The organism is Streptomyces sp. NPDC006385, from assembly GCF_040612485.1.
In the GTDB taxonomy this organism is placed as follows: Bacteria; Actinomycetota; Actinomycetes; order Streptomycetales; family Streptomycetaceae; genus Streptomyces.
In genome coordinates this window covers 55,578-77,341 of sequence record NZ_JBEXQG010000013.1, presented here as the reverse complement: position 1 = coordinate 77,341, position 21,764 = coordinate 55,578, and the positions used below count along the sequence as shown (strand labels likewise).

At 70.5% G+C, this 21,764-nt stretch carries 14 protein-coding genes; 8 read left to right on the top strand and 6 right to left on the bottom strand.

Features of this window, described 5'->3' with window-relative positions:
- Positions 1–11 precede the first annotated feature (11 nt).
- From ABZ078_RS13235 to ABZ078_RS13215, 5 genes are read right to left on the bottom strand one after another with little or no spacing between them, the layout of a single operon-like run.
- A complete protein-coding gene (locus tag ABZ078_RS13235) occupies positions 12–3,362 on the bottom strand; it encodes an alginate lyase family protein (protein ID WP_356574645.1) in 3,351 nt (1,116 codons plus the stop codon).
- Positions 3,359–4,885 carry a glycosyl hydrolase family 28 protein gene (locus ABZ078_RS13230; RefSeq protein WP_356574644.1) on the bottom strand — a complete coding sequence of 509 codons (1,527 nt, stop codon included), beginning with the start codon at positions 4,883–4,885 and terminating at the stop codon, positions 3,359–3,361. The genes ABZ078_RS13235 and ABZ078_RS13230 overlap by 4 nt, the downstream gene beginning before the upstream one ends.
- Before the next feature lie 35 nt (positions 4,886–4,920).
- Positions 4,921–5,778: a carbohydrate ABC transporter permease gene (locus ABZ078_RS13225; protein ID WP_356574775.1), complete on the bottom strand. Its 858-nt coding sequence runs from the start codon at positions 5,776–5,778 to the stop codon at positions 4,921–4,923.
- 32 nt (positions 5,779–5,810) lie between these two features.
- Positions 5,811–6,809, bottom strand: a complete 999-nt coding sequence (locus ABZ078_RS13220; RefSeq protein ID WP_356574642.1) for a sugar ABC transporter permease — start codon at positions 6,807–6,809, stop codon at positions 5,811–5,813.
- Positions 6,806–8,155 (bottom strand): extracellular solute-binding protein, encoded by a 1,350-nt coding sequence (locus ABZ078_RS13215; RefSeq protein WP_356574640.1) that lies wholly within the window; start codon positions 8,153–8,155, stop codon positions 6,806–6,808. The genes ABZ078_RS13220 and ABZ078_RS13215 overlap by 4 nt, the downstream gene beginning before the upstream one ends.
- Before the next feature lie 562 nt (positions 8,156–8,717).
- On the opposite strand from ABZ078_RS13215, the gene ABZ078_RS13210 reads away from it, so the two are divergent.
- From ABZ078_RS13210 to ABZ078_RS13175, 8 genes are all read left to right on the top strand, one after another.
- The gene (locus tag ABZ078_RS13210; RefSeq protein ID WP_356574639.1) at positions 8,718–9,731 is read left to right on the top strand and encodes a hydroxyacid dehydrogenase; all 1,014 of its coding nucleotides are present in this window, start codon (positions 8,718–8,720) and stop codon (positions 9,729–9,731) included.
- 399 nt (positions 9,732–10,130) lie between these two features.
- A complete protein-coding gene (locus tag ABZ078_RS13205) occupies positions 10,131–11,222 on the top strand; it encodes a LacI family DNA-binding transcriptional regulator (RefSeq protein WP_356574637.1) in 1,092 nt (363 codons plus the stop codon).
- A 488-nt stretch (positions 11,223–11,710) separates the two neighbouring features.
- Positions 11,711–13,054, top strand: a complete 1,344-nt coding sequence (locus tag ABZ078_RS13200; protein ID WP_356574635.1) for an extracellular solute-binding protein — start codon at positions 11,711–11,713, stop codon at positions 13,052–13,054.
- A 10-nt stretch (positions 13,055–13,064) separates the two neighbouring features.
- Entirely contained in the window at positions 13,065–13,949 is an 885-nt protein-coding gene (locus tag ABZ078_RS13195) for a sugar ABC transporter permease (protein WP_356574633.1), read from the top strand.
- Complete coding sequence (locus ABZ078_RS13190) at positions 13,949–14,887, top strand: carbohydrate ABC transporter permease (protein ID WP_356574631.1); 939 nt, start codon at positions 13,949–13,951, stop codon at positions 14,885–14,887. Before ABZ078_RS13195 ends, ABZ078_RS13190 begins: the two co-directional genes overlap by 1 nt.
- Positions 14,884–16,479, top strand: coding sequence for a family 43 glycosylhydrolase (locus tag ABZ078_RS13185; protein WP_356574629.1), 1,596 nt, complete (start codon positions 14,884–14,886; stop codon positions 16,477–16,479). Before ABZ078_RS13190 ends, ABZ078_RS13185 begins: the two co-directional genes overlap by 4 nt.
- 175 nt (positions 16,480–16,654) lie before the next feature.
- The gene (locus tag ABZ078_RS13180) at positions 16,655–17,707 is read left to right on the top strand and encodes a LacI family DNA-binding transcriptional regulator (protein ID WP_356574628.1); all 1,053 of its coding nucleotides are present in this window, start codon (positions 16,655–16,657) and stop codon (positions 17,705–17,707) included.
- A 475-nt stretch (positions 17,708–18,182) separates the two neighbouring features.
- Entirely contained in the window at positions 18,183–18,686 is a 504-nt protein-coding gene (locus ABZ078_RS13175; protein ID WP_356574626.1) for an SRPBCC family protein, read from the top strand.
- 30 nt (positions 18,687–18,716) lie between these two features.
- Here ABZ078_RS13175 and ABZ078_RS13170 read toward each other — a convergent pair whose 3' ends face one another.
- Entirely contained in the window at positions 18,717–21,599 is a 2,883-nt protein-coding gene (locus ABZ078_RS13170; RefSeq protein WP_356574624.1) for a BTAD domain-containing putative transcriptional regulator, read from the bottom strand.
- Positions 21,600–21,764: the final 165 nt, after the last annotated feature.

Sequence of the window (21,764 nt, the reverse complement as noted above, 5' to 3'; positions counted from 1 at the left end):
ATCCGTGGAGATTACATGGGGGTGATGCTCACCTCGTCGAACTCGGTGGTGCTGCGGGTCAGGGGGCTGCGGGAGCAGACCACGAGGCCCACGTAGTAGGGGGCGTCACCGAAGCCGGGGATGTCTCCCTCGGCGAGGGGGGTCCAGGTGGCGCCGTCATCGGACGAGGCGGACGCGGTGAAGCGCGTCCCGGTGCGCTTCAGCCGCAGCAGGCAGGGGGCGGTGACCGCCGCGTTGCCCGTGAAGGTGGATCTGCCGGCGACGGTCGTACGCAGCATGAGCTGCGCGCTGGTGCCGCCGGTGACGATGGCCCCGGCCGCCTGGTCGAACGGCGACAGGGACTTGGCCATGAGCAGGCCGACCCGGTCGCCGGTGGCTCCGGCGCGGGAGACCAGGCGGGCGGTGACCTCGCAGTCACCGCTGACGGGCCGTCGTACGAACTGTCCCGTCATTCCCTGGTTGTTGACGGTGAGGTCGGTCCCGGCGCCCCGCACCACGAAGGTCCCGTCCTCGTGGGCGGTGCTGCCGGGGGTCTGGACGGCGACCACGCCGAGGGTGCCGTAGGCACGGTCGTCGAGGATGACGTCGCCGAGGTCGCCGTGGGTCCAGGGCGCGGGCGGCGGGGTGCCGACGGTGAGGGTGAGGGTGCCGGTGGCGTCTCCGGCGGCGTTGCCCGCGGTGGTGGTGACCTTGAACTCGCCGGTCTCCGCGGGGGTTCCGGAGATGAGGCCGGTGCGCCTGTCGACGCGCAGACCGTCGGGCAGTCCCTGCGCGGTGAAGCGGGTGGGCTCGTGCGTGGCCCGCAGGAGGTGCTGGAAGGGGGCACCCTTGTTGGCGAACGCCACGCCGGGTGAGGTGAGTCGGGGGGTGGAAGGGGTCGGCATCGTCGCCTTCGCCGGCTCCGACAGGGGGCCGCGTCCGGCGCAGTTCGTCTTCGCAACCGCGTAGTGGTACGTCGTGCCGGGCTCGCCCGTGGCGTCGGCGTACCGGAGGCGGGTGCCGAAGCCGACGGGGCCGACACCGGTCGCGATCGTCGCGAACGGGCCCTCGGCGGAGGTGGAGCGCAGCACCTTGTAGCGGGCCGAGAGGTCCGGGTCGGTCCAGGCCAGCTCGACCGCGTCGGCTCCCGCGACGGCCCGCAGGTCGCCGGCGGTGCGGGCCGGACGCGGCACGGACCAGACCTCACCGGCCGTGCGCGAGGTGACGCTGACGTTGTCGAAGGCGCCGGTGCCGGTCTCGGCGTAGTCCTCGTCGACGCCGAGACAGGAGGTGAGGGTGAGACCGACGTACGCCGTCGCGCCCAACTCGACCTCATCGGAGCCCACTTCGGTCCAGCGGATGCCGTCCGGGGAGATCGCTCCCGTGCAGCGGTCGCCCCGGCGGGTCACGCGCACCCAGTACGGCATGCGCAGCCGGTAGCCGTCACCCGCGCCTTCGACGTACGGGGCCTCGATCGGGGTCGCCGACTCGGGCAGCGTGCCGAGGGAGGAGATCGGGAAGGCGGCGCTCGTCGTGATGGCCTGCTGCTGGGACGGCGGCACGGGCGTGCTGCCGGTGCCCCGGACGCGGGCGCCCGCCGTCGGCCTCACGGTCCACACACCGCTCCAGGTGTGCAGCGGCAGGCCCTGGATCAGCATGGCGGCGTGCGCGGCGTCCGCGTCCAGGCCGGCCCGTACGGTCACGCCGATCCTGGAGTACTGGGAACTGAGCGGCCACACGATGCGAGCCGTGACGGTGCCGTCGCCGCGCAGGGGCAGGTACGCCAGGCGGTGGGTGTCGGCGGTGCCGGACGCCTCCAGCACGAACCGTTCGCCGTCGAAGGCGGTGGAGCCGGGGATCCTCACGTCCCCGACGTCCTGTGCCGCCCAGGGGTCGGGCAGTGCGGGCAGTGCCGCCACCCATGCTGAACTCCCGCTGCTGCCCCGGGAGTTGCCGGCGGTGACCGTGTAGTAGTACGTGCGGCCCGGGCGGGCGTCGCGGTCGGTGTACGCCGGCTTGTCGAGGCCCGTCGCGATCTTCTCGTACGGTCCCTCGGCGGTGGTGGCCCGCAGGACCGTGTACGACTCGGCCCACGCGGACGGCAGCCAGGCCACGGTGACGGACTGGTCGCCGCCCGTCGCCGTGACACCGGCCGGCGCCGTGGGCACGGTGGGGGCGGGGGCCTTGGTGCCCGCGAAGGTGAGGGTGCCCCAGCTCGGCAGGTCGTCGTTGCCGCCCTCGACGACGCGGGCGCCGCCGGTGCCGCGGAAGACGGCCGCCTTGGTGTACGGGGTGTCGAGGCCGCGGACGCCGGCGTAGTGCGCGTACGCCATCTCGTAGATCGGCGGGAGGTTGCCGCGCGAGACGGCCGAGACGGTCTTCTTGATGTACTTGCCGGTGCGGTCCAGGTCGGGGACGAACGGGACGTCGCCGCCGAGGTTGTAGCGGGCGGCGTACTCGACGTTCTTCAGGAGCCTGTTGTCGTCGAAGGCGTACAGGTCGACGCCCTGGTTCCAGGCGACCTGCGCGGCGTCCGCGAGCAGGCCGACGGCGAGCTGCTCGTGGCCCTGGTCGCGGCCGGACTCCTGGCCCTGGCCGGCGTCGGTGACGATGCGGTGCGGGACGCTGCCGTTGCCCGCGCCGGCGGCGGCGAAGCGCAGGGCGTCCTCGAAGAGGGTGGGTTCCTCGCAGAACACGCCGATGGCCAGGACGGACTGGATCGACGTCAGGTCCCAGTTGCCGTTGGCGTAGAGCATGTAGCCGGAGATGGCCGGATACCACACGCGCAGGAAGGACTCCTCGCAGCGCGCGATGTCCTCCTTCGCCCAGCCGCCGTAGCCGCTGTGCCGCAGCAGCTCGGCCGCGTTGACGAACTTGAAGACCTGGAGCCCGGCGCCGAGCGGCCCGTCGGCGCCCGTGACGGCCTTCAGGGACGCCGACCAGGCGTTGAGGATGTCGCGGGACTTGTCGGCGTACGCCCGCTCGCCCGTGACGCACCACATCAGCGCGGTCTGGTAGGCGGCGGCCGAGTCGGCGACGGCCTGGTTCTGGAAGTTGGTGGGGCCGCGGCCCCAGGAGGTGATCTGGCCGGTGTTCTGGATCGTGTACGTCGACTTCGAGCGCGGGTGGGCGGCGAGGGCGAGGAAGCCGTCGTGGACGGGGGATTCCTTCGCGGCGACCGCGGCCTTCATGCGGGTCAGGTCCTCGGCGCTGTGCAGCAGGCCAGGGTGCGTGAAGGCACGCGGGCCGGTGGCGTTGTGGGCGGCGGCCCGGGCCGTGCCGGGCACGAGCAGTCCGCTCGCGCCCGACGCCAGCAGCAGGGCCGCGGTGCCGCCGAGGAAGCCCCGGCGGGTCGTGGCGGGGGTGCGTTCGGCCGTGCTCATGACGCGGCGGCCGCCTCTGCCTCGGCGGTGGTGAGGAACTTCAGGTTCAGCACGTGCTCGTTGGCGTGCATGGGGACGTTGTCGGTGGTGAGGTACCAGGTCGGCTTCTTCATCGAGTCGGCGATGACCGTGCCGTTGACGACGAGGTTCTCGAAGGTGACGTCCTTGACCGGATGGTCGGCGTCGTAGCCGAGCATCATGCAGGTCGCGAGCGGCTTGCCGGTGTAGGAGAGGTCCTTGACGTAGACGTTCTCGATGCCGCGGCCGACCGAGGTGTTGTACTTGGTGTTGTACATGACCCGCATGTGGATCAACTGGCCCCAGCGGAAGTCCTCGACGCGCATGCCGTCGACACGCACGTTGCGGATCAGGTTGCTGTCGCCCGCGTTGAGTGCCAGGCAGCCCTGGTAGCCCAGCTGCGGCTCGCGGTGGTCGCAGATGTCGAGGTTCTCGAAGACGAGGTTCTCCAGGACCTCGGGGTTGTCGGTGTTGCCGTGCGTGCCCACGTTGATGGGGTGGGCGACGTCCGCCCAGAGCGTGGAGTTGCGGACGGTGATGTTCCTGGTGTCGCCGTAGTACTCCCAGCGGTGGGTGTAGATCGCGACGCAGTCGTCGGAGTTGCGCATGAAGACGCCGTCGATGGTGACGTCCGTGCTGGAGAAGACGTCGATGCCGTCGCCCCAGCCCTTGGAGCTGAAGGCACACATGCCCTGGACGGAGACGTCGGTGGACTCGCCGATCTGGCAGGCGTAGCCGTTGGGGTTGAGCATGGTGACCGCGCCGATGGTGATGTCCGTCGAGCCCTCGACGAGCACGCCGCCCGCCTTGGTCCCGGCGAGCAGGCCCCGGCCGACGATCCGGGCGTCCTGTACGTCCTTGAAGACGACGGTCGCCTTGAGCAGGGCGCCTCCGTCGACGTACACGGTCTTGCCCGAGGGGACGTTGAGGAATCCGTCGGCCGTGGTGTGCACGCCGGGGCCGAAGTAGATGACGTCGGGATCGTCCTTCTTCGGCTTGCGCGTCTGTATCTCACGGGCGAACAGGTGCAGACAGTCGAAGAGGTCGTCGTTGATCTGCACGACGATGTTGCGGGGTCTGTCCAGGGTGAACCGGAGCGTGTCGGCGAGGATGTCCGGCTTGATGCCGTACGAGTCCGGCCGCACCCGGACCTTCCGCACACCACCCTTGATGTAGGTCACCTCGACCTCCACCTGCCCGGAGAAGTCGAAGTGGGCGAGGGAGGTGTCGAACTGCCTCTTGCTGCCCGTGGTGGGGTTGATCTCGGCGAGGGTGGGCCGCAGGACGCCTAGGGTCTGCCAACTTCCGCCGACGGTGCGGACCTTGACCGTGAAGCTGCCGGTGTTGACCGGGGCGCCGGCCGGCACGGGGTACGTCACGAGCTGGGGCGCGGTGTCGGCGTCGGCCGCGCGGGCGGCGCCGGCCGTCATGGAGGTGAGACCGGAGGCGAGGACGGCGGCGCCCGCCGCCTGGAGGGCGGTACGGCGGGACAAGGGCGTGTTCATGCGAGGCGCTCCTGAGAACAGGTCGGTGGGAAGGGCTACTTGAGCCCGGAGGTGGACATCCCGGCGACGAAGCCGCGCTGGGCGACGAGGAAGATCAGCAGGATCGGGACGACGTACATCACGGAGGCGGCGGCCTGGAGTTCGGGGACGGGGGTGCCGGCCTCACTGACGTAGGCGGTCATCACGGCGACGGCGAGCGTGGTGCGGTCGGTGGACAGCAGCAGCTGCGGGGCGATGTAGTCGCCCCAGGTCCAGGTGAAGGCGATGATGAAGCTCGCGGACAGCACGGGCCAGGACTGCGGCAGGAAGATCCGCCAGAAGATCGACGTGTATCCGCAGCCGTCGACGATCGCGGCCTCCTCCAGCTCGCGCGGCATGCCCGCGAAGAACTGCCGGAAGAGGAAGACCAGATACGGCGCCGCGGACAGGCCCCACAGCACCCACGGCCAGTACGTGTCGACCATGCCGAGCTCGGCGAAGATCAGGTAGGTCGGCAGCAGGGTGACCATCTGCGGCAGCATCATCGAGCCCAGCAGCACACCGAACAGCACCTTCTTGCCGGGCGCGTCGAGCCGGGCGAAGCCGAAGCCCACCCAGGCCGAGCTGACGGTGACGAGCGTGGCGTAGAGCAGGGCGATGACCAGGGAGTTGCGGGCGTAACCGAGGAAGTCGATCTGGGTGAAGGCGTCCGCGAAGTTGTGCCACTGGAACGCCTCGGGCAGCCAGTGCACGGGGGAGGCGGCCAGTTCGCCCTGGGTCTTCAGGCCGGAGAGGATCAGCCAGCCGAACGGGCCGAGGAACAGACCGGTGACGGAGACGAGGACCGTGTAGAGGACGAGGCGCTTGACGCGCAGCCGCACGCGCACGTCGGTCGCCGATGACTTGGGCGGCAGAGCCGATGACTTGGGCGGCAGAGTCGTGGCGGTCACTTCTTCGCCTCCGGGTCGACGTTGTAGAACACCGCGCCGGACGTGAACTTGAAGATGAGTCCGGTCGCGACGAGGATCAGGACGAAGAGCACCCACAGGAGCGCGGAGGCGTAGCCGTAGCGGCCGAGCGCGAAGTACTGCGCGAAGACGTGCATCATGTACAGGTAGTTGGACTGCGGGATCGTGGTGATGCCGCTCGTGTCCTGGAGCGGGGCCAGCAGCATCGGCATGATGGTCTGCACCGAGGCGATCATCCCGGTCACCGTCTGGAACAGCAGGACGGGTGACAGCAGCGGCACGGTGACGCTGCGGAAGGTGCGCCAGGAACTCGCGCCGTCGATGCGGGCCGCCTCATGGAGTTCACGGGGCACGTCCTGGAGGCCGGCCAGCGAGATGATCATGACGTTTCCGGCGGCCCAGAGCACCGTCATCAGCAGCACGTAGCGGACGTAGGGGTCGGCGAGCCAGGCCACGGCGTCGATGCCGAAGAAGGTCAGCGCACCGTTGGCGGCGCCGGAGTTCTGGTCGAAAAGCAGCTTGAAGGCGAGGCCCGCGCCCACCGGCGGCACCACGGCGGGCAGATACAGCAGGGTGCGGAACAGGCCGCGCGCCTTGATCGGGCGGTTGACCAGGACCGCGAGGGCGAGACCCGCGATGATCGACAACGGCACCGAGGTCACCGCGAACAGCCCCGCGCGGCCGAGCGCGTCCCAGGTCACCGGGTCGTTCAGCAGTTCGCGGTAGTTGCCGAGTCCGACGTAGCGCCAGCGGGGCGAGATGCCGTCGAACGTGGTGAAGCTCAGCCACAGCGCGTACGCCATCGGCACGACGGTCAGCAGCAGGAACCCGACGATCCAGGGCGAGGTGAACAGGTAGAACGCCCGGTGCCGACGGGCGGTCATGGAGATCCGCGGCCGGTCGGCGGCCGGTGCGCGCCGGGCGCTCGCGGCGGCGCCGGGCCGGTCCGCGACGGAGGGGATCTGGTCGACGGTCATCCCACTTGCTCCTTACCGCGCTTCATCTGCTCGTTGATGGCCGAGTTCAGGCGCCCGGCGAGGGTGTCGACGGAGATCTGGCCGTTCATCGCGGCGGGGGCGATCTGGTTGAAGAGGGCGTCGATCGCGTCCGCCCTGGTGTACGGGGTGAAGGAGACGACCGAGAAATGCTTCAGTTCGTTCTCCTGCACCTTCAGCACGCGTCTTTGGTAGTCCTCCTGGGCCGGCATCAGGGAACGCAGCGACTTCAGCGTGGGGATGCCCCAGCCGCCGGAGGCGCGTGCCTTGGCCGGCTCCTCGCCGAAGAACCACTCGAAGACCCGCCAGGCGGCGTCCTTGTTCTTCGCCCCGCGCGGCATCCACAGGCCGGTGCCGCCCTGGCAGGCGCTGATCCGCGGGCCGCCCGCGAAGATCGGGGCGGGCGCCAGACGGGACACCGCCGCCAGCTTCTCGTCGGGGTAGATCATGCCGCCCATCCAGTAGCCGGCGTTCGACATGGCCAGCCGTCCGGCCTGGTAGGTCGGCCCGTCCCAGCCGTTGGGGTCGGGCTGGACGAGGCTCGGCCCGACCTTGGTCTTGGCGTAGTCCATGTACCAGGTCAGGGCCTTGCGGGCCTCGGGGGTGGTGAAGTCGACCCGGGAGAAGTCGTCGCTGAAGAGGCTGCCGCCGGCGGACGCCGTCATGGTCGCCAGGAGGGTGGACCGGGTCAGGCCGTTGAAACTGCCGCCGAAGACGGTGGTCTGGCCGCTCTTGCGCTGCACCAGACGCTTGGCGTTGTCCAGCCACTCCTCGTACGTGACCGGCTCGGTCTCCGGCGGGTAGTCGACACCGCCCTTGTCGAAGCCCGCGGTGTTGTACCAGAACATGGAGTCCTGTGAGAAGTCCTTCGCCATGCCGTAGCGCGGGCCCTTGCCCTGGGTCCTGCCGTCGAACCGCCACAGGTCGTTGACGGGGTCGAGGTCGTCGGGCTTGAGGACGCCGCTGCGGGCGAAGTAGGGGTCCAGTTCCTCGGCGACGTCCCGCGCCGCGAAGAACGGCAGGTCCACGGCGCCGACACCGCGCACCAGGTCGGGCGGGTTGCCGTTGGTGAGCATCGCGATCAGCTTGGTGATGTCGTACTTCACCAGGACGATCTTGATGCCGAGATCCTTCTTGGCCTGCCGGACCTGCTCCGGAAGGATGTCACCGGAGTTGACCATCACGGTCACGGTCTCCCCCGACCCGCTGACCCCCGTCGACACCTGCAGCGCGCAGCCGCTCAGCGCCGCCGCGCCGGCCACGGCGCCGCCCGCGGAAAGGCTGAGAAAACCGCGGCGACTCAGCGGGGCACCGGCATGTGGGCGCATGGGCGCACCACCTCCTGCTCTGTCTGTCCGTACGAGAGGTGGCCGAGGGGTCGGCCGAGATTCGAGGCGGTTGTTGGCAACCGGTTGTCACGACGTGGGGCAGAGCTTCTTGCGGTCCGCAAACGACGTCAAGAGCCTTGACGAACTTTCGAAAAGACTGTGTAACCTCGGCTTCACGATCGAGGCGGGGGTGCGGGGGTGCGGAAACGCGGCTTGATCAGGGAAGTTGGTGGAGGGCAGGGCGGTGGTTCCTGAGGGATTGATGGGAACCGGTTGCTGACAGCTTGACCGCCGAGGTGCCGAAGACCTGTGTCCGTCATGGTGCGCCGGGCGTGTGCCGTACACCGCCGTACACCCGGGACGGTCGACGTGAACCGGAACCTGGGAAAGTGCGGGTAACCGATTTCAGCCGATCCTCCTCCCGACGGGGCACACCCGCCGCGCAGCCCACCCATCCTCTCGAAAACCCCGCTCCTCACCCGGTCATTGACCGACCCTTCCGCCAGATCTACGGTAGAAGGCGCTTTCTGAAAATGTTTCCGTCCAGTGTCTCAGGAGAGCCATGCCCAGCCCGCTCCTGCCGAGGGCCGTGTTCGCGATGGATCCGGTGCACCTCCCCCTGCTCTTTCCGCCGGCGCTGATGGCCCGGCTGAAACTGACGTCCGAACTCGACCCGGCGCTCGTCGTACGGGACTTCACCGACCCGGCGGCGGCCGAGGTCCTCGCCCGGACCGAGGTACTGATCACCGGCTGGGGCTGCCCCCACCTCGACGCCGACGTCCTCGCCGCCGCACCCCGCCTGCGCGCGGTCCTGCACGCCGCCGGCTCGGTCCGCTCGCTGGTCGGCGACGCGCTGTGGAAACACGGCGTCACCGTCTCCAGCGCGGTGACCGGCAACGCCCTGCCGGTCGCCGAGTACACGCTGGCCATGATCCTGCTCGCCGGAAAGGACGCCTTCACCCACCGGGAGCGCTTCCGCACGACACACGCCTATCCGACCCACGCCGAGACCGCCGCCATCGGCAACGTCGGCCGCAGGATCGGCGTCATCGGGGCGTCACGGGTCGGCAGACGGCTGCTGGAACTGCTGCGGCCGTTCGACTTCACGGTGCTGTTGCACGACCCGTACGTCAGCGTCGCCGAGGCCGCCGACCTCGGCGCGGAACTGCTGTCGCTGGAGGACCTGCTGCGGCACAGCGACATCGTCAGCCTGCACGCGCCGGACATCCCGGAGACGTACCGGATGCTCGACCGGGAGCGGCTCGCTCTGATCCGGGACGGCGGGGTGCTGATCAACACCTCGCGGGGGGCGCTGGTCGATCCGGAGGCGCTCAGTGACGAGCTCGTCTCCGGGCGGTTGCACGCGGTGCTCGATGTGACCGAGCCGGAGCCGCTGCCCGCGGGGTCACCGCTGTATCACCTGCCCAACGTGTTCCTCACGCCGCACATCGCCGGGTCCCTCGGGAACGAGCTGGAGCGGCTCGGGCGGATCGTGGTGGAGGAGTTGGAGCGGGTGGTGACGGGCGGGGCGTTGGTGCATGAGGTGCGGCATGCTGATCTGGCTCGGGTGGCTTGAGGGGTGGGGGTTGGGGTCGGGGGGGCAGGGTCGCGGGGCGGGGCCGGGGGTTGGGGGTTGGGGTTGGGGGTTGGGGTTGGGGGTCGGAGCCGAGAGCCGGGTTCTGTAGCTGGGGTGCCGAATGTTTGGCTCGGTCGCCTACGGGCGCTTTCAGCCGGTGTCGAGAGGACGATCGTGCTCGGCGCTTCGCGCCTGCGCGCGTTCGTCCTCTCGACACCGGCGCGCCCTTCGGCTCCCTCGCGGCCGGTGTCCTTGGGACAGTGCGGGTTGGTGGGCCCTTGCTCGGCGTCGGGCGGGGACGGGGGGCCGGGGTGAGCGTGGGATACGGTTTCTGTATCAGTGGGGGCGCGTTTTCCGGCCGTACGGGTAGGCAGGCGCAACGGTGAAGGAGCCGCAAGGGTGAGTCAGCGCAAGGCGTCCGGCGACGCCGGTCGGGCCACCATCCGGGACGTGGCGGAGCGCGCGGGCGTCTCCGTCGCCAGCGTGTCGCGCGTCCTGTCCGGCAACTACCCGGTGTCGGAGGATCTGCGGCGCCGGGTGATGAAGGTGGTCCGGGACCTGGACTACGTCACCAACGCCCACGCCCGTTCCCTGGCCGGTGGTGGGACGCCGACGGTGGCGATCCTCATCAACAACATCACCGGCGCCGCGTTCGCCCATGTGGCGAAGGGAGTGGAGGGTGCCGCCACGCTGCGTGGCTGGCTCTCGCTGGTGGGGACCACCGGTGATGATCCCGAGCGGGAACTCGCCCTGGTCAATCTCATGCGGCAGCAGGGCGTCGCCGCCGTGGTGCTGCTGGGCGGGGCGTACGACTACGACGAGTACCAGCTGCGCATGGCCAGGTTCGCTCGGTCGCTGGACGCGGCCGGATCCCATCTCGTGCTCGTGGGCAGGCCGCCGTTGGAGGGTGACGTGCCGGCGACGACCGTGGACTACGACAACGAGGGCGGCGCCTATGCCATGGCCAGCCATCTGCTGTCCGCCGGGCATCGCAGGGTTCTCGTGCTGCCGGGGCATGCCGAACTCACCACCGCGCAGGGGCGGTTGAAGGGCGCCCGGCGGGCCTTCGAGGCGTACGGCGTCCCGTTCGAACCGGGGATGGTGCGGCACGGGCCGTACGACTACGAGCACGGGTATGAGGCCGTCGAGGAGGCCCTGGAGGAAGGGCTGGACTTCACGGCCGTTCTCGCCGGGACGGATGTCGTCGCCGCGGGCGCCATGCAAGCGCTGCGCGCGGCGGGACTGCGGGTGCCCGAGGACGTGTCGATCGTCGGCTACGACGACATTCCGCTCGCCTCCCAGCTCACCCCTCAACTCACCACCGTGCACGTGCCGTACGAGGAGATGGGCCGGGTCGCGCTGCGCGCCGTGGCCGATCGGCGGGAGGGCGCCGGCGGCCGCCGTAAGGGCAGTGACGGCGACCATCTGGTGCTGGGCACCCATGTCGTCGTACGCAACTCCGTGCGGCCGCCATCCGGCAAGCGCGGCTGACCGTCGAGGGTCGGCGGTCGGGGGTCGAGGGTCGGCGGTCGGTGGTCGGTGGGGCGGGAACGATCGCTGCGCAGGCCACCGGTTGCGGGCGATCGGTTCGCGGGCCATCGGTTCACGGGGCGGATCGTTTCGTAAGCGTTTTCTCCGGCATTTCCCCGGTGCAGGCGGTGCTCTGGGGGTGCCCTCCGTAGCGTGCGCCAACCTCGCTTCGCACGCTGTGACCTGCGGTTGCTCGCCGCCGAGTGGGACAGCGCACGGCGCGTTCGGGGTCTGCCGCTCGGACAGCCGGGCGCAACAAATTGCCGCGCACCTCTTGCTATGAGCCGAGCCCTCGGCCTACCGTCCCTGCAACCGCTTACTACAGCTTCCGCTTGGCCGACCCCCCGCAGCCGCGAGCCGACGCTTTCCGGCCGCCGTTCCTGGCCGGCGCCATCGAGCCGCCGCCGTTCACGCAAGAACGCTCTCTCATTCCGAAGGATCAGGGTCAGATGAACTTCACCAGCCCCCGGAGAAGGTTCGCGTCCGCCGCCGTCGCGGGAATCGCTCTGACAGGTCTGCTCGCCGCCTGTGGCGGATCCGGCTCCCAGGACTCGGGGTCGGGGTCCAAGGCCGCCGGCCCGGTCACCCTCGACTTCTGGGGCTGGGCCAACGGACAGGAGGCCGTCGTCAAGGCGTTCAACGCCTCGCACAAGGACGTCCAGCTCAAATACACGAAGGTCACCGACCAGCTCACCATGCAGAAGCAGCTCACGAACGCCGTCAAGGCGGGCAACGCGCCCTGTCTGCTGCAGAACACCGGTGAGTATGTGACGAGTTGGGTCTCGCAGGGTGCGCTCGCCGACATCACCCCGTACGTCGAGTCCAGCAAGGACAAGTTCAACCCCGGTTCGTGGGCGACCGGTCAGGTGCAGGGGAAGGTGTACGGGGTGCCGACCGCCTCGGCGCCGGCCTTCACCATCTACCGGACCGACATCTTCGAGAAGTACGGGCTCAAGGCCCCGGCGACGTGGGACGACTTCATCGCCGCGGGCAAGGTGCTGAAGAAGCACGACATCAAGATCACGAACTATGCCGGTGAGGACCCGAGCACCCTGGAGGTGCTGGCCATGCAGGCCGGGGCGCACTGGTACCGCATCGACGGCGACTCCTGGGTCGTGAACTTCCAGGACGAGGGCACCCTCAAGGCGGCGAAGGTGATCCAGGAGATCATCGACAACGACCTGAACTCGAAGCTGTCGTTCGCCGACTACGCCGCCGTGCAGCGCAACTACGACAACGGCGGCACCGCGACCCGGCAGATCTCCACCTGGCAGATGTCCGGCATGGTGCAGAACTTCACCAAGTCCTTCGGCAAGTGGGCGCTGTCGCCGTGGCCGGCCTTCAAGGGCGAGGCGCCCAAGACGCCGGCCGGGACCAACCAGAGCGGCAACCTGACGCTGGTGACCGAGGGCTGCGAGAACAAGGAGCAGGCCGCCGAGGCCGCGCTGTGGATGTCCACGGACACGGATGCCGTGAAGACCATGGCGAGCCCGGAGACCGGCAGTGGGGTGATGCCGGCGCTGGCCGACAGTGACGCGTATGTCTCCGAGGCGATCTCCGAGAAGCTGCTCGGGAAGCACTACGAGCCGGCGAAGAAGGTCGTGACCGACAGCCTGGGCACCATCACGACCGACTGGACCTTCGGGCCGAACTGGACCGCGATGTTCACGGAGATGCAGGACGAGTGGGCCGCGGTCGTCAGCAAGAAGCAGAAGGTCACCGACCTGCTCGCGCACATGCAGGAGTGGACGGTCAACGACCTCAAGCAGCGCGGCATCAGCGTCAAGGGCTGAGGCAGAGCCGATGATTCGCTCCCAGCGCTGGAAGGGCGCCGCCTTCACGGTGCCCTTCCAGCTCGGATTCGTCTTCCTGTACCTGCTCCCGATCGGCTACGCGTTCTACCAGTCGCTGTTCCTGCAGAAGCAGTCCGGGCTCGGACTCGGCAGTGCGACGACGGAGTTCGTGGGGCTGGAGAACTACCAGAACGGGCTCACCGACTCGGCGTTCCTGACCTCCATCCTGCGGGTGGTGCTGTTCGCCTGCGTCCAGATCCCGTTCATGCTGCTCGTCAGCCTCGTGCTCGCGCTGTTCCTGGACGCGGTCGGCTCGAAGGTGGCCGGGCGGTTCCGGATCCTGCTGCTGGTGCCGTACATGATTCCGGGCGTGGTCGCGGCCATCGTGTGGATCAATCTGTACAGCCCCGAGGTGGGTCCGCTGACCCCGCTCGGCGACCTGTTCGGGTTCGACTGGAACTTCTTCGCGCCGTCCATGGTGTGGCCGGCCATCGGCAACCTGCTGACCTGGCACGGCATCGGCTACAACATGGTGATCATCTACGCCGCGCTCCAGGGCGTGCCCCGCGAACTGTTCGAGGCGGCGCGGCTGGACGGCGCCTCCGAGGTGCGGATCGCGCTGAGCATCAAGATCCCGTTCGTGCGCGGGGCGCTGGTGCTGACCGCGCTGCTGTCGATCATCCAGATGCTGCAGATCTTCAACGAACCCGCGCTGTTCCGGAACGTGACCCCGCAGACCGTCAGTGACAGCTTCACCCCGATCATGATCATCTACAACCAGGCGTTCAACGCCGGCAACTACCACTACGCCGCGACCCTTTCGGTGCTGCTCGCCCTGGTCCTCGGTGCGGCGTCCTTCCTCTTCTACCGGCTGACCTCGAGGGAGGCGGACTGATGGCGCTGACGGAGAACCGCAAGGAGGAAGGCGCGCGGACGGCTGCCGTGCCGCCCCGCGGGGGCGGTGTCCGGCGGCGCACCCGCCCCGACCCGGCCTCCCGTTCGCGCGGCGGACAGCGGTTCATGCTGATCGGGCTGGTCCTGGCCAGTGTCTACAGCCTCTTTCCCGTGTACTGGCTGATGATCGCCGCGACCAAGGACCGGGTGGGGCTGTACCAGAGCAACGGGCTGTGGTTCTCCGGCTGGCACCTGTGGGACAACCTCCAGCAGGTCTTCACCTACGACGACGGCATCTTCCTGCGCTGGACCGCCAACTCGTTCCTGTACGCCGGTGTCGGCTCCCTCGGCGGCACGCTGATCGCGCTGGCCACGGGGTACGGGCTCGCGCGCTTCGACTTCCCCGGGCGGGGTGTGGTCTTCGCGTGTGTGGTGGGGTCCTTCCTGATCCCGATCGCGCTGCTCACGCTGCCGCTGTATCTGCTGTTCTCGGCGATCGGGCTGGTCGACACGCCCTGGGCGATGCTGATCCCCTGCCTGATCAACCCGTTCAGTGTCTACCTGGCCAAGGTGTACACCGAGGCCACGATCCCCTTCGAGCTGCTGGAGGCGGCCCGGATCGACGGCGCCGGTGAGGTGCGGATCTTCTTCAGCATCGTGCTGCGGATGATGACCACGGGCGGTGCCACGGTGTTCCTGCTGGCCTTCGTCAACACCTGGAACGCCTTCTTCCTCCCCCTCACCGTGCTGCGCGGCGAGGAGAACTGGACCCTCAACCTGGGCCTGTACAACTGGACCGGCAAACGCGCGGAATCGGGCATCGACGTGACCAGTCTCGTCCTGACCGGCGCACTGCTGTCCATCGTCCCCATGGCGATCATGATGGTCGCGATGCGCCGCTACTGGCGGACCGGCGTCACGTTGGGAGCCCTCAAGTGACCCGACTGCACAACCCGGTGATCCGCGGTTTCGCCCCCGACCCCTCCCTGGTCCGGGTCGGCGACTGGTACTACGCGGCGACCAGTTCCTTCGAGTGGTTCCCGACGATCCCGGTCCACCGGTCCCGCGACCTGGCGCACTGGGAGTACGCGGGCCATGTCCGGGGCGCGGTGCCCGGCGACTCGCTGGCCGGTGTCCCCGACTCGGGGGGCATCTGGGCACCGTCGCTGAGCTGGGACGGCGAGCGGTTCTGGGTGGTCTACTCGGTGGTGCGGTCGGTGGGCACGCCGTACTTCGACGCGGACACGTACGTCTGTACGTCCCCGGAGATCGGCGGCAAGTGGACGGAGCCGCGTCGCCTGGCGAGCCATGGCTTCGACCCCGCGCTCTTCCACGACGAGGGGCGGCTGTGGCTGCTCAACCTCCAGAACGACCACCGCCCGGGCGGCCGGCGCTTCGCCGGGATCGTGCTGACCGAGCTGGATCGGCAGACCCTGGCTCCGGTCGGGGACACCCGCTTGCTGCTCCAGCACGAACGGCTCGTCGAGGGGCCGAAGTTGGTGCGCCGGGACGGCTGGTACCACCTGGTCCTGGCGGAGCGCGGCACGGGTTTCGAGCACGGCGTGCGGATGGCACGCAGCCGCGCGGTCACCGGCCCGTACGAACTCGACGACCGGCCGCTGCTGACGTCCCGGGACGATCCGTCCCTGCCGTTGCAGAAGGCAGGTCACGGCGAGCTGGTCCAGACACCGGACGGCGACTGGGTGCTGAGCCATCTGACGGCCCGTCCGCTGCACACGCCGGACGGCCCGCGGTGCACGCTCGGGCGGGAGACGGCGATCCAGGCGGTGACGTGGGACGCGCAGGGGTGGCCGAGGATGCGGCACGGGGGTTCGCATCCCGAGGTCGAGGTCGAGGTCGAGGTACCCACGCGTCCCGCCGAGCCGGAGCGCCGAGCCGCCGCTCCCGACGAGCCGTTGGGCTGGCCCTGGAGCACCCCGCGCGGCTACGCCGACCCGGCCTGGGCCGACACCACCACCCGACCCGGCTGGATCCGGCTGACCGGTCGGCACGGTCCCGAGTCGCGGTGGGCGCACAGTCTGCTGGCCCAGCGGATCACCGAGCACCGCGCGGAGGCCGAGGTCACCGTGGAGGCGCGGCCGCGTACGTTCACGCAGGCCGCCGGGCTGGTCCTCTGGTACGGCGCGGAGGCGTACCTGAGCCTCGACCTCACCTGGGCGGAGCCCGAGGGCGAGGCGCAGAGCGGCCAGCAGTGGCGGGGGGAGGGCCGTACGGTACTCAGCCTCGTGGAGCGGGAGGAGTTCGCCAGCCGGCAGGCGGCCGTGGTGGAGGTGGACGCGAGCGGGCCGCTGACCCTGGGCGTGCTGGTCGAGGACGGCCGGGCGCGGTTCTGGTACGTCCACGAGGGCGTCCGTACGCCGGTCGGTCCGGCGCTGGACTTCACGAAGCTGTCCGACGACTACGGCTCCAAGCTGCGCTTCACCGGGGCGATGGCCGGGGTCCACGCCGTGGATCTCGTCGACTCGGCGTTCACGGCCGACTTCACGGGGTTCCGCCTCACCTGCTGGTAGCCCTGGCCGTGTTCGACGTTTCGAAAGGGCGCGGCTCGTCGAGGTCTCCCGACGTCCCGCGACCTCCGGCCCCTTCCGGACTCATGTCGGCGAACCTAGGGTAGGAAGCGCTTACTGTTTCCGCGCTGGTCGAAACTTTTCATGGCCCTCGGGCGGGCCGGAGAGGTGGTTCCCGATGGTCCGTACGGGCAGTGCGAGCGTGGCGGCCGGCCCGACCCTGGCGGTCGTGGCCCGCGAGGCCGGGGTGTCCGTGCCGACCGCGTCCAAGGTGGTCAACGGCCGGGAGGACGTGGCCCCCGAGACCCGCCGCCGGGTCACCGAGGCGCTGGACCGGCTCGGCTACGTCCGCAGACCCCGCTTCGACGCGGCGAAGGCGCCCGGCCTGGTCGACCTCGTCGTGCACTCGCTGGACAACTCCTGGTCGGGGGCGGTGCTGCAGGGAGTGGAGGCGGCGGCCCACGACGCGGGACTGGAGGTCGTCGTCTCCGCCGGCCTGACCCGCACCCGGGGCGGCCGTCCGGAGCGCGGCTGGCTGGACAAGCTCATCGCGCGCGGCTCGTCCGGGGTGCTGTTCAACCTGGCCGAGCTGACGGCGTCGCAGTACGCGTGGCTGGAGCAGCACCGCATCCCGTTCGTGATGATCGACCCGGTGCTGGAGCCGCCGCCGGGCGTGGTGTCGGTGGGCGCGGCGAACTGGCACGGCGGGGTGACGGCGACCGAGCACCTGCTGTCGCTGGGCCATGAACGCATCGCCGTGATCGCCGGTCAGCAGCGCAAGATGTGCAGCGTCGCCCGGGTGGCCGGCTACCGCTCCGCGCTCGCCTCGGCGGGGATACGGCACCGTCCCGAGTACGTCCGTCACGCGGGCTTCGACGAGGGGGTCGCCCACCGTCGCATGCTGGAGCTCCTCGACCTGCCCGAGCCGCCGACGGCCGTCTTCGTGTGCTCGGACCGGATGGCCCTCGGCGTCTACGAGGCGCTGGCGGAACGGGGTCTGCGCGTGCCGGACGACGTGAGCGTCGTGGGCTTCGACGACCTGCCGGAGGCCCGCTGGATCAGCCCGGCCCTCACCACGGTCCGCCAGCCGCTGTCGGAGATGGCGGCGACGGCGCTGCGGCTGCTGGTGCGCATGATGGACGGGGAACGGCCGGAGAGTACGCGGACGGAGCTGTCGACGCGGTTGGTGGAGCGGTCGAGCACGGCCGGCCCGCGCGACGGCTCCCGCTGAAAGGCCCTTCGCTCCTGCTGATCCCAACAGCCCCTGGCGCTACCGGCCGACACCGTCTTCGCCCGGCGCGACGCATGACCACTGCGCGCGTGCGTCATCACGAGTTCGTCGACTCCTGCCGCACCACCCTGAATCGCTGATGTTGTCGTTCACCCCCCGCACGCGTCGGGTGGCGACGTAAGCCCGTCGAACGGCTTCGCCGCCACGTCCGCCCCTGATGTCCGTGCTACGGGACTGCGCCCACGTCGTGGCGCGCGGCCGGAAGGCGGTTCTTCGAGCCCGGCGGCCGGCCGGGTCCGGGGCATGACGGTTTCACCCGGTTGGACCAGCGGGCGCCTGGGAGCGGGCGGAAGGCCCGGCGCCGCCGCTCGGGGCCGTGGGTCACCTCGGTGACCGGTCCGGCGGCGTGCTGTGCGGGTGCCGGGCCGGTCATCGCCACGGATGCTGGGGGCGACCGGGGAAGGAGCGTGGTCGTGTGGCGCGGAACCGTCGTCTGATCCTGAGCTCGCCGTCGAAGGTGTGGAGCCTGCTGTCCGACGGCCGTCGCTACGGGGAGTGGGTGTCGGGAACCCAGCAGGTCCTCGCGGCGGACCCGCACTGGCCCGAGGTGGGCGCACGCCTGCGGGTCCGGGTCGGCGTCGGCCGGCTGGCGCTCGACGACACCTGCGTCGTCCGCATCTGTGAGCCGCAACGCCGTCTGGAACTGGAGGCGAAGGCCGACCCCTTCGGCGCGGCCCGCATCGCCATGAACCTGATCCCCTGGGGCGAGCACACCCTCTTCGTCCTCGACTGGCATCCCCTGCGCGGCCCGGGCATCCGGATGCACGGGCTCCCCGTCGACTACGTCGTCTCCATCCGCAACGGCATGATGCTGACGAAACTGGCCCGGATCGCGGTGTTCGAGAGCGACGGCGGACCCGATGGCAGCCGTGTGCCGCCCGGAGCGGACGTGCCCACGGATGCCTCGGGCTCGTCCTGAGCCCGTCGGGCGCTGCCCCGGCGTCTCTGCTCACGGCGTGCCGGCATGCGGAGCGTCCGCGACCGGCGAGGCATCGAGTTCGCGCAGGAGTGTGCGGACCTGTGCCACGTCCGGTTCGGGGGCGTCGATGTCGAGGTAGATGCGCAGGGCCTCGTGCAGGGCTTGTCCGGCCGGTTCGACGGCTCCTGTCGCACGGTGGGTCTGGCTCAGGTGGACCAGGGTCTCGGCCTCGTTGTAGCGGTGACCCAGGGCGCGGTTGAGGTCCAGGCTGTGCCGGTAGCAGTCGACGGCGTTCGGGTGGTCGCCGAGTTGGTGGTAGGCGTAGCCGAGGGTGTCCCAGGTGCCCGCCTGGCCTCGTTCGTCGCCCAGTTCCCGCTGGATGGCCAGCGCCTGCCGGCAGTGGCGTACCGCTGCGGCGTGGTCTGCGAGCTGGGCGAGGTCCCAGGCGACCGCGTTCAGGGCGCGGGCGCGTCCGGGGAGGTGGTCGAGCGAGGTGAAGAGGTCCAGGGCACGCTGGTCGTGCCGGAGTGCGGCGGGTCTGTCGCGCTGGCGTTCGTACAGCCAGCCCAGGGCGAGGTGGGTGTGAGCGGCCGAGCGGAGATCGCCGTTCGCCTCCGACAGGGCCAGCGCGTGGGCCAGTTCCCCGTGGGCCTCGGCGAAGCGAGCGGTCTCCGTGCAGGCCCAGGCGAGTGTGCGGTGGGACTCGGCCCGGGCGGCCGGATCCCCGAGGCGGACGGCGGCGGCCAGGGCGGTGGTGTGCACGGCGGTGACGTCGGCCCAGCGTCCCCGGCGGGCGAGGAAGGTGGTGACGGCCCACGCCAGCCGCCACGCCTGGGCGTCGTGCCCGGTGCGTACGGCGTGGTCGACGGCCGCCGTCAAGACGGTGTGCTCGCGGGTGAACCACGCCATGGCCTCGTCGTGCGTGGTGACTTCCTCGGGTCGGGCGCCGTCCGCCGGCGGGGCCGGCGGGAGCGGGTCGCGGTGGGGCAGCAGCAGGCGGTCGGCGGCGTGGGCCGTGTGCGCGTAGTGGTCGAGTACGCGGACGAGTGCCGCGTCCGCCTCGGTGTCGGGCGCGGCGGTCCCAGCCAGTTCCAGGGCGTAGGCACGCAGCAGGTCGTGGCAGGAGAAGCGGCCCGGCACGAGTTCCTGGACGAGGTGGTGTGCCTGGAGGCGGCGCAGCCGGGTGCGGAGCCGGGCGGGCGGCAGGGCGGTGAGGCCCGCGGCAGCCGGCAGGCCGATGTCGGCGCCGGGCGCCTGGGCGAGTTGGCGGAAGACCCGGGCGCAGTCCGGGTCGAGGGCGAGGTAGGAGGAGGCGAGGACGGCGCGTACGTCCCCGGACGCCTCGCCGGTCTCCAGGGCGTCGAGCCGGGTCGCGGTGTCGTGCAGTTCGGCCGCCAGGGCGGTCAGGGTGAGCACCGGGTTCGTGGTGACACGGGCGGCGAGGACGCTGACGGCCAGCGGGAGCCCGGCACAGTGGTGCAGGAGTTCCGCCACCGCTTCGGGTTCGGCGGCGAGCCGGTCGGTGCCGATGCGGCGGACCAGGAGATCGCGCGCCTCGGCGTCGTCGAGCGTGTCCAGGGTGAGCCGGCCGACGTCGTGGGAGGCGGCGAGCCCGGGGAGCTGGTGGCGGCTGGTGATCAGGACCGTACAGGTGGGGCTGCCCGTCAGCAGGGGCAGCACTTGGTCGGTGTCACGGGCGTTGTCGAGCACGACGAGCAGGCGCCGGTCGGCGGTGAGGCTGCGGTAGAGGGCCGCCTGTGACTGCGGGGCGGTGGGCAGGCCCGCCGGGTCGGCGCCCAGCGCCTCCAGGAAGCCTCGCATGACCGCGTACGGGTCCGCCGGTTCGCCGGTCGGGGTGAAGCCGCGCAGATCGGCGTACAACTGCCCGTCGGGAAAGAGATCTTGTCGGTCTTGCGCCCAGCGCACGGCCAGCCAGGTCTTGCCGACGCCGCCGGTGCCGCAGACCACCGCGATCACCTCGTTGGCGCCGTCCGGCTTGTCCTGCGGGGCCAGCAACTTGTCGAGGCGGGCCAGTTGGCTGCCGCGTCCGGTGAACAGCTGCGGCGGGGCGGGCAGTTGCGCGGGACGGTCCGCGCGGGCCTGCGCCGGACTCGGCCCGACAGCCCGAGCCTGGCCGGGCTCGGCGCCCCGGACCGGTGGCGCGAGCCGCGGATCCGAGATCAGGATCCGCTGGTACAGCTCCTGGAGCGGGAGCCCCGGGTCGATGCCCAGCTCGTCGGCGAGACGACGCCGTACGACCTGATAGTGCCGCAGGGCATCGGCGGGACGTCCGCCACGGTAGAGGGCGAGCATCAGCTGGGCGGCGAGCCGCTCGTCCAGCGGGTGGCTCTCGGCGAGCCCGGGCAGCGTGGTCAGCAGCTCGGCGTGCAGACCGCGCCGCAACTGGACGTCGGCCCGGTCCAGGAGGGCCGCGAGCCGTTCCACCTGCGCCGTGTCGCGCTGGGCGTTGAACCAGGGGCTGTCCATGCCGGGACACAGCTCGCCCCGCCACAGTGCGAGCGCCTCCCCGAACAGACGCGCCGCCTCGTCCTCGTCGCCCGTGTTCGCGGCGGTTCGCGCGCCGGCCGTGAGGGCCCGGAAGCGGTGCAGGTCGGCGGCCGAGGTGGCGACGGCCAGTTCGTACCCTCCCGATCGCCGCGCGATCCGCGCTTCCCCCTCCGCGGCCCGTAACGCCCGGCGCAGCCTGGAGAGGTAGCTGTACAGCGTCTCCCGGGCGCGCTGCGGGGGCCCCTCTCCCCAGACCCGGTCGACGAGTTGGTCCACCGTCACCACGTGGTTGGCCTCGCACACGAGCGCCGCGAGGACGCGCTGCTGCCGCGCGGGCCCCAGGTCCAGCCGGTGGCCGTCCACGCGGACCTCGACCTCGCCCAGCACACGGAACTCCACCGCCACGCAAACCACCCCCGAGGGGGGATCCTAGGGCCGAAGCCAACGGCTCTGACCAGCGAATTCCAGCTCTTTTCAAGGTTCGTGCACGGTCGGCCGCCCAAGGTGGTGGCATCTCACCCGGCCGGCCGGGACGGGCCATCGCAGCGGAGTGAGGGCCCGGTCTCACGC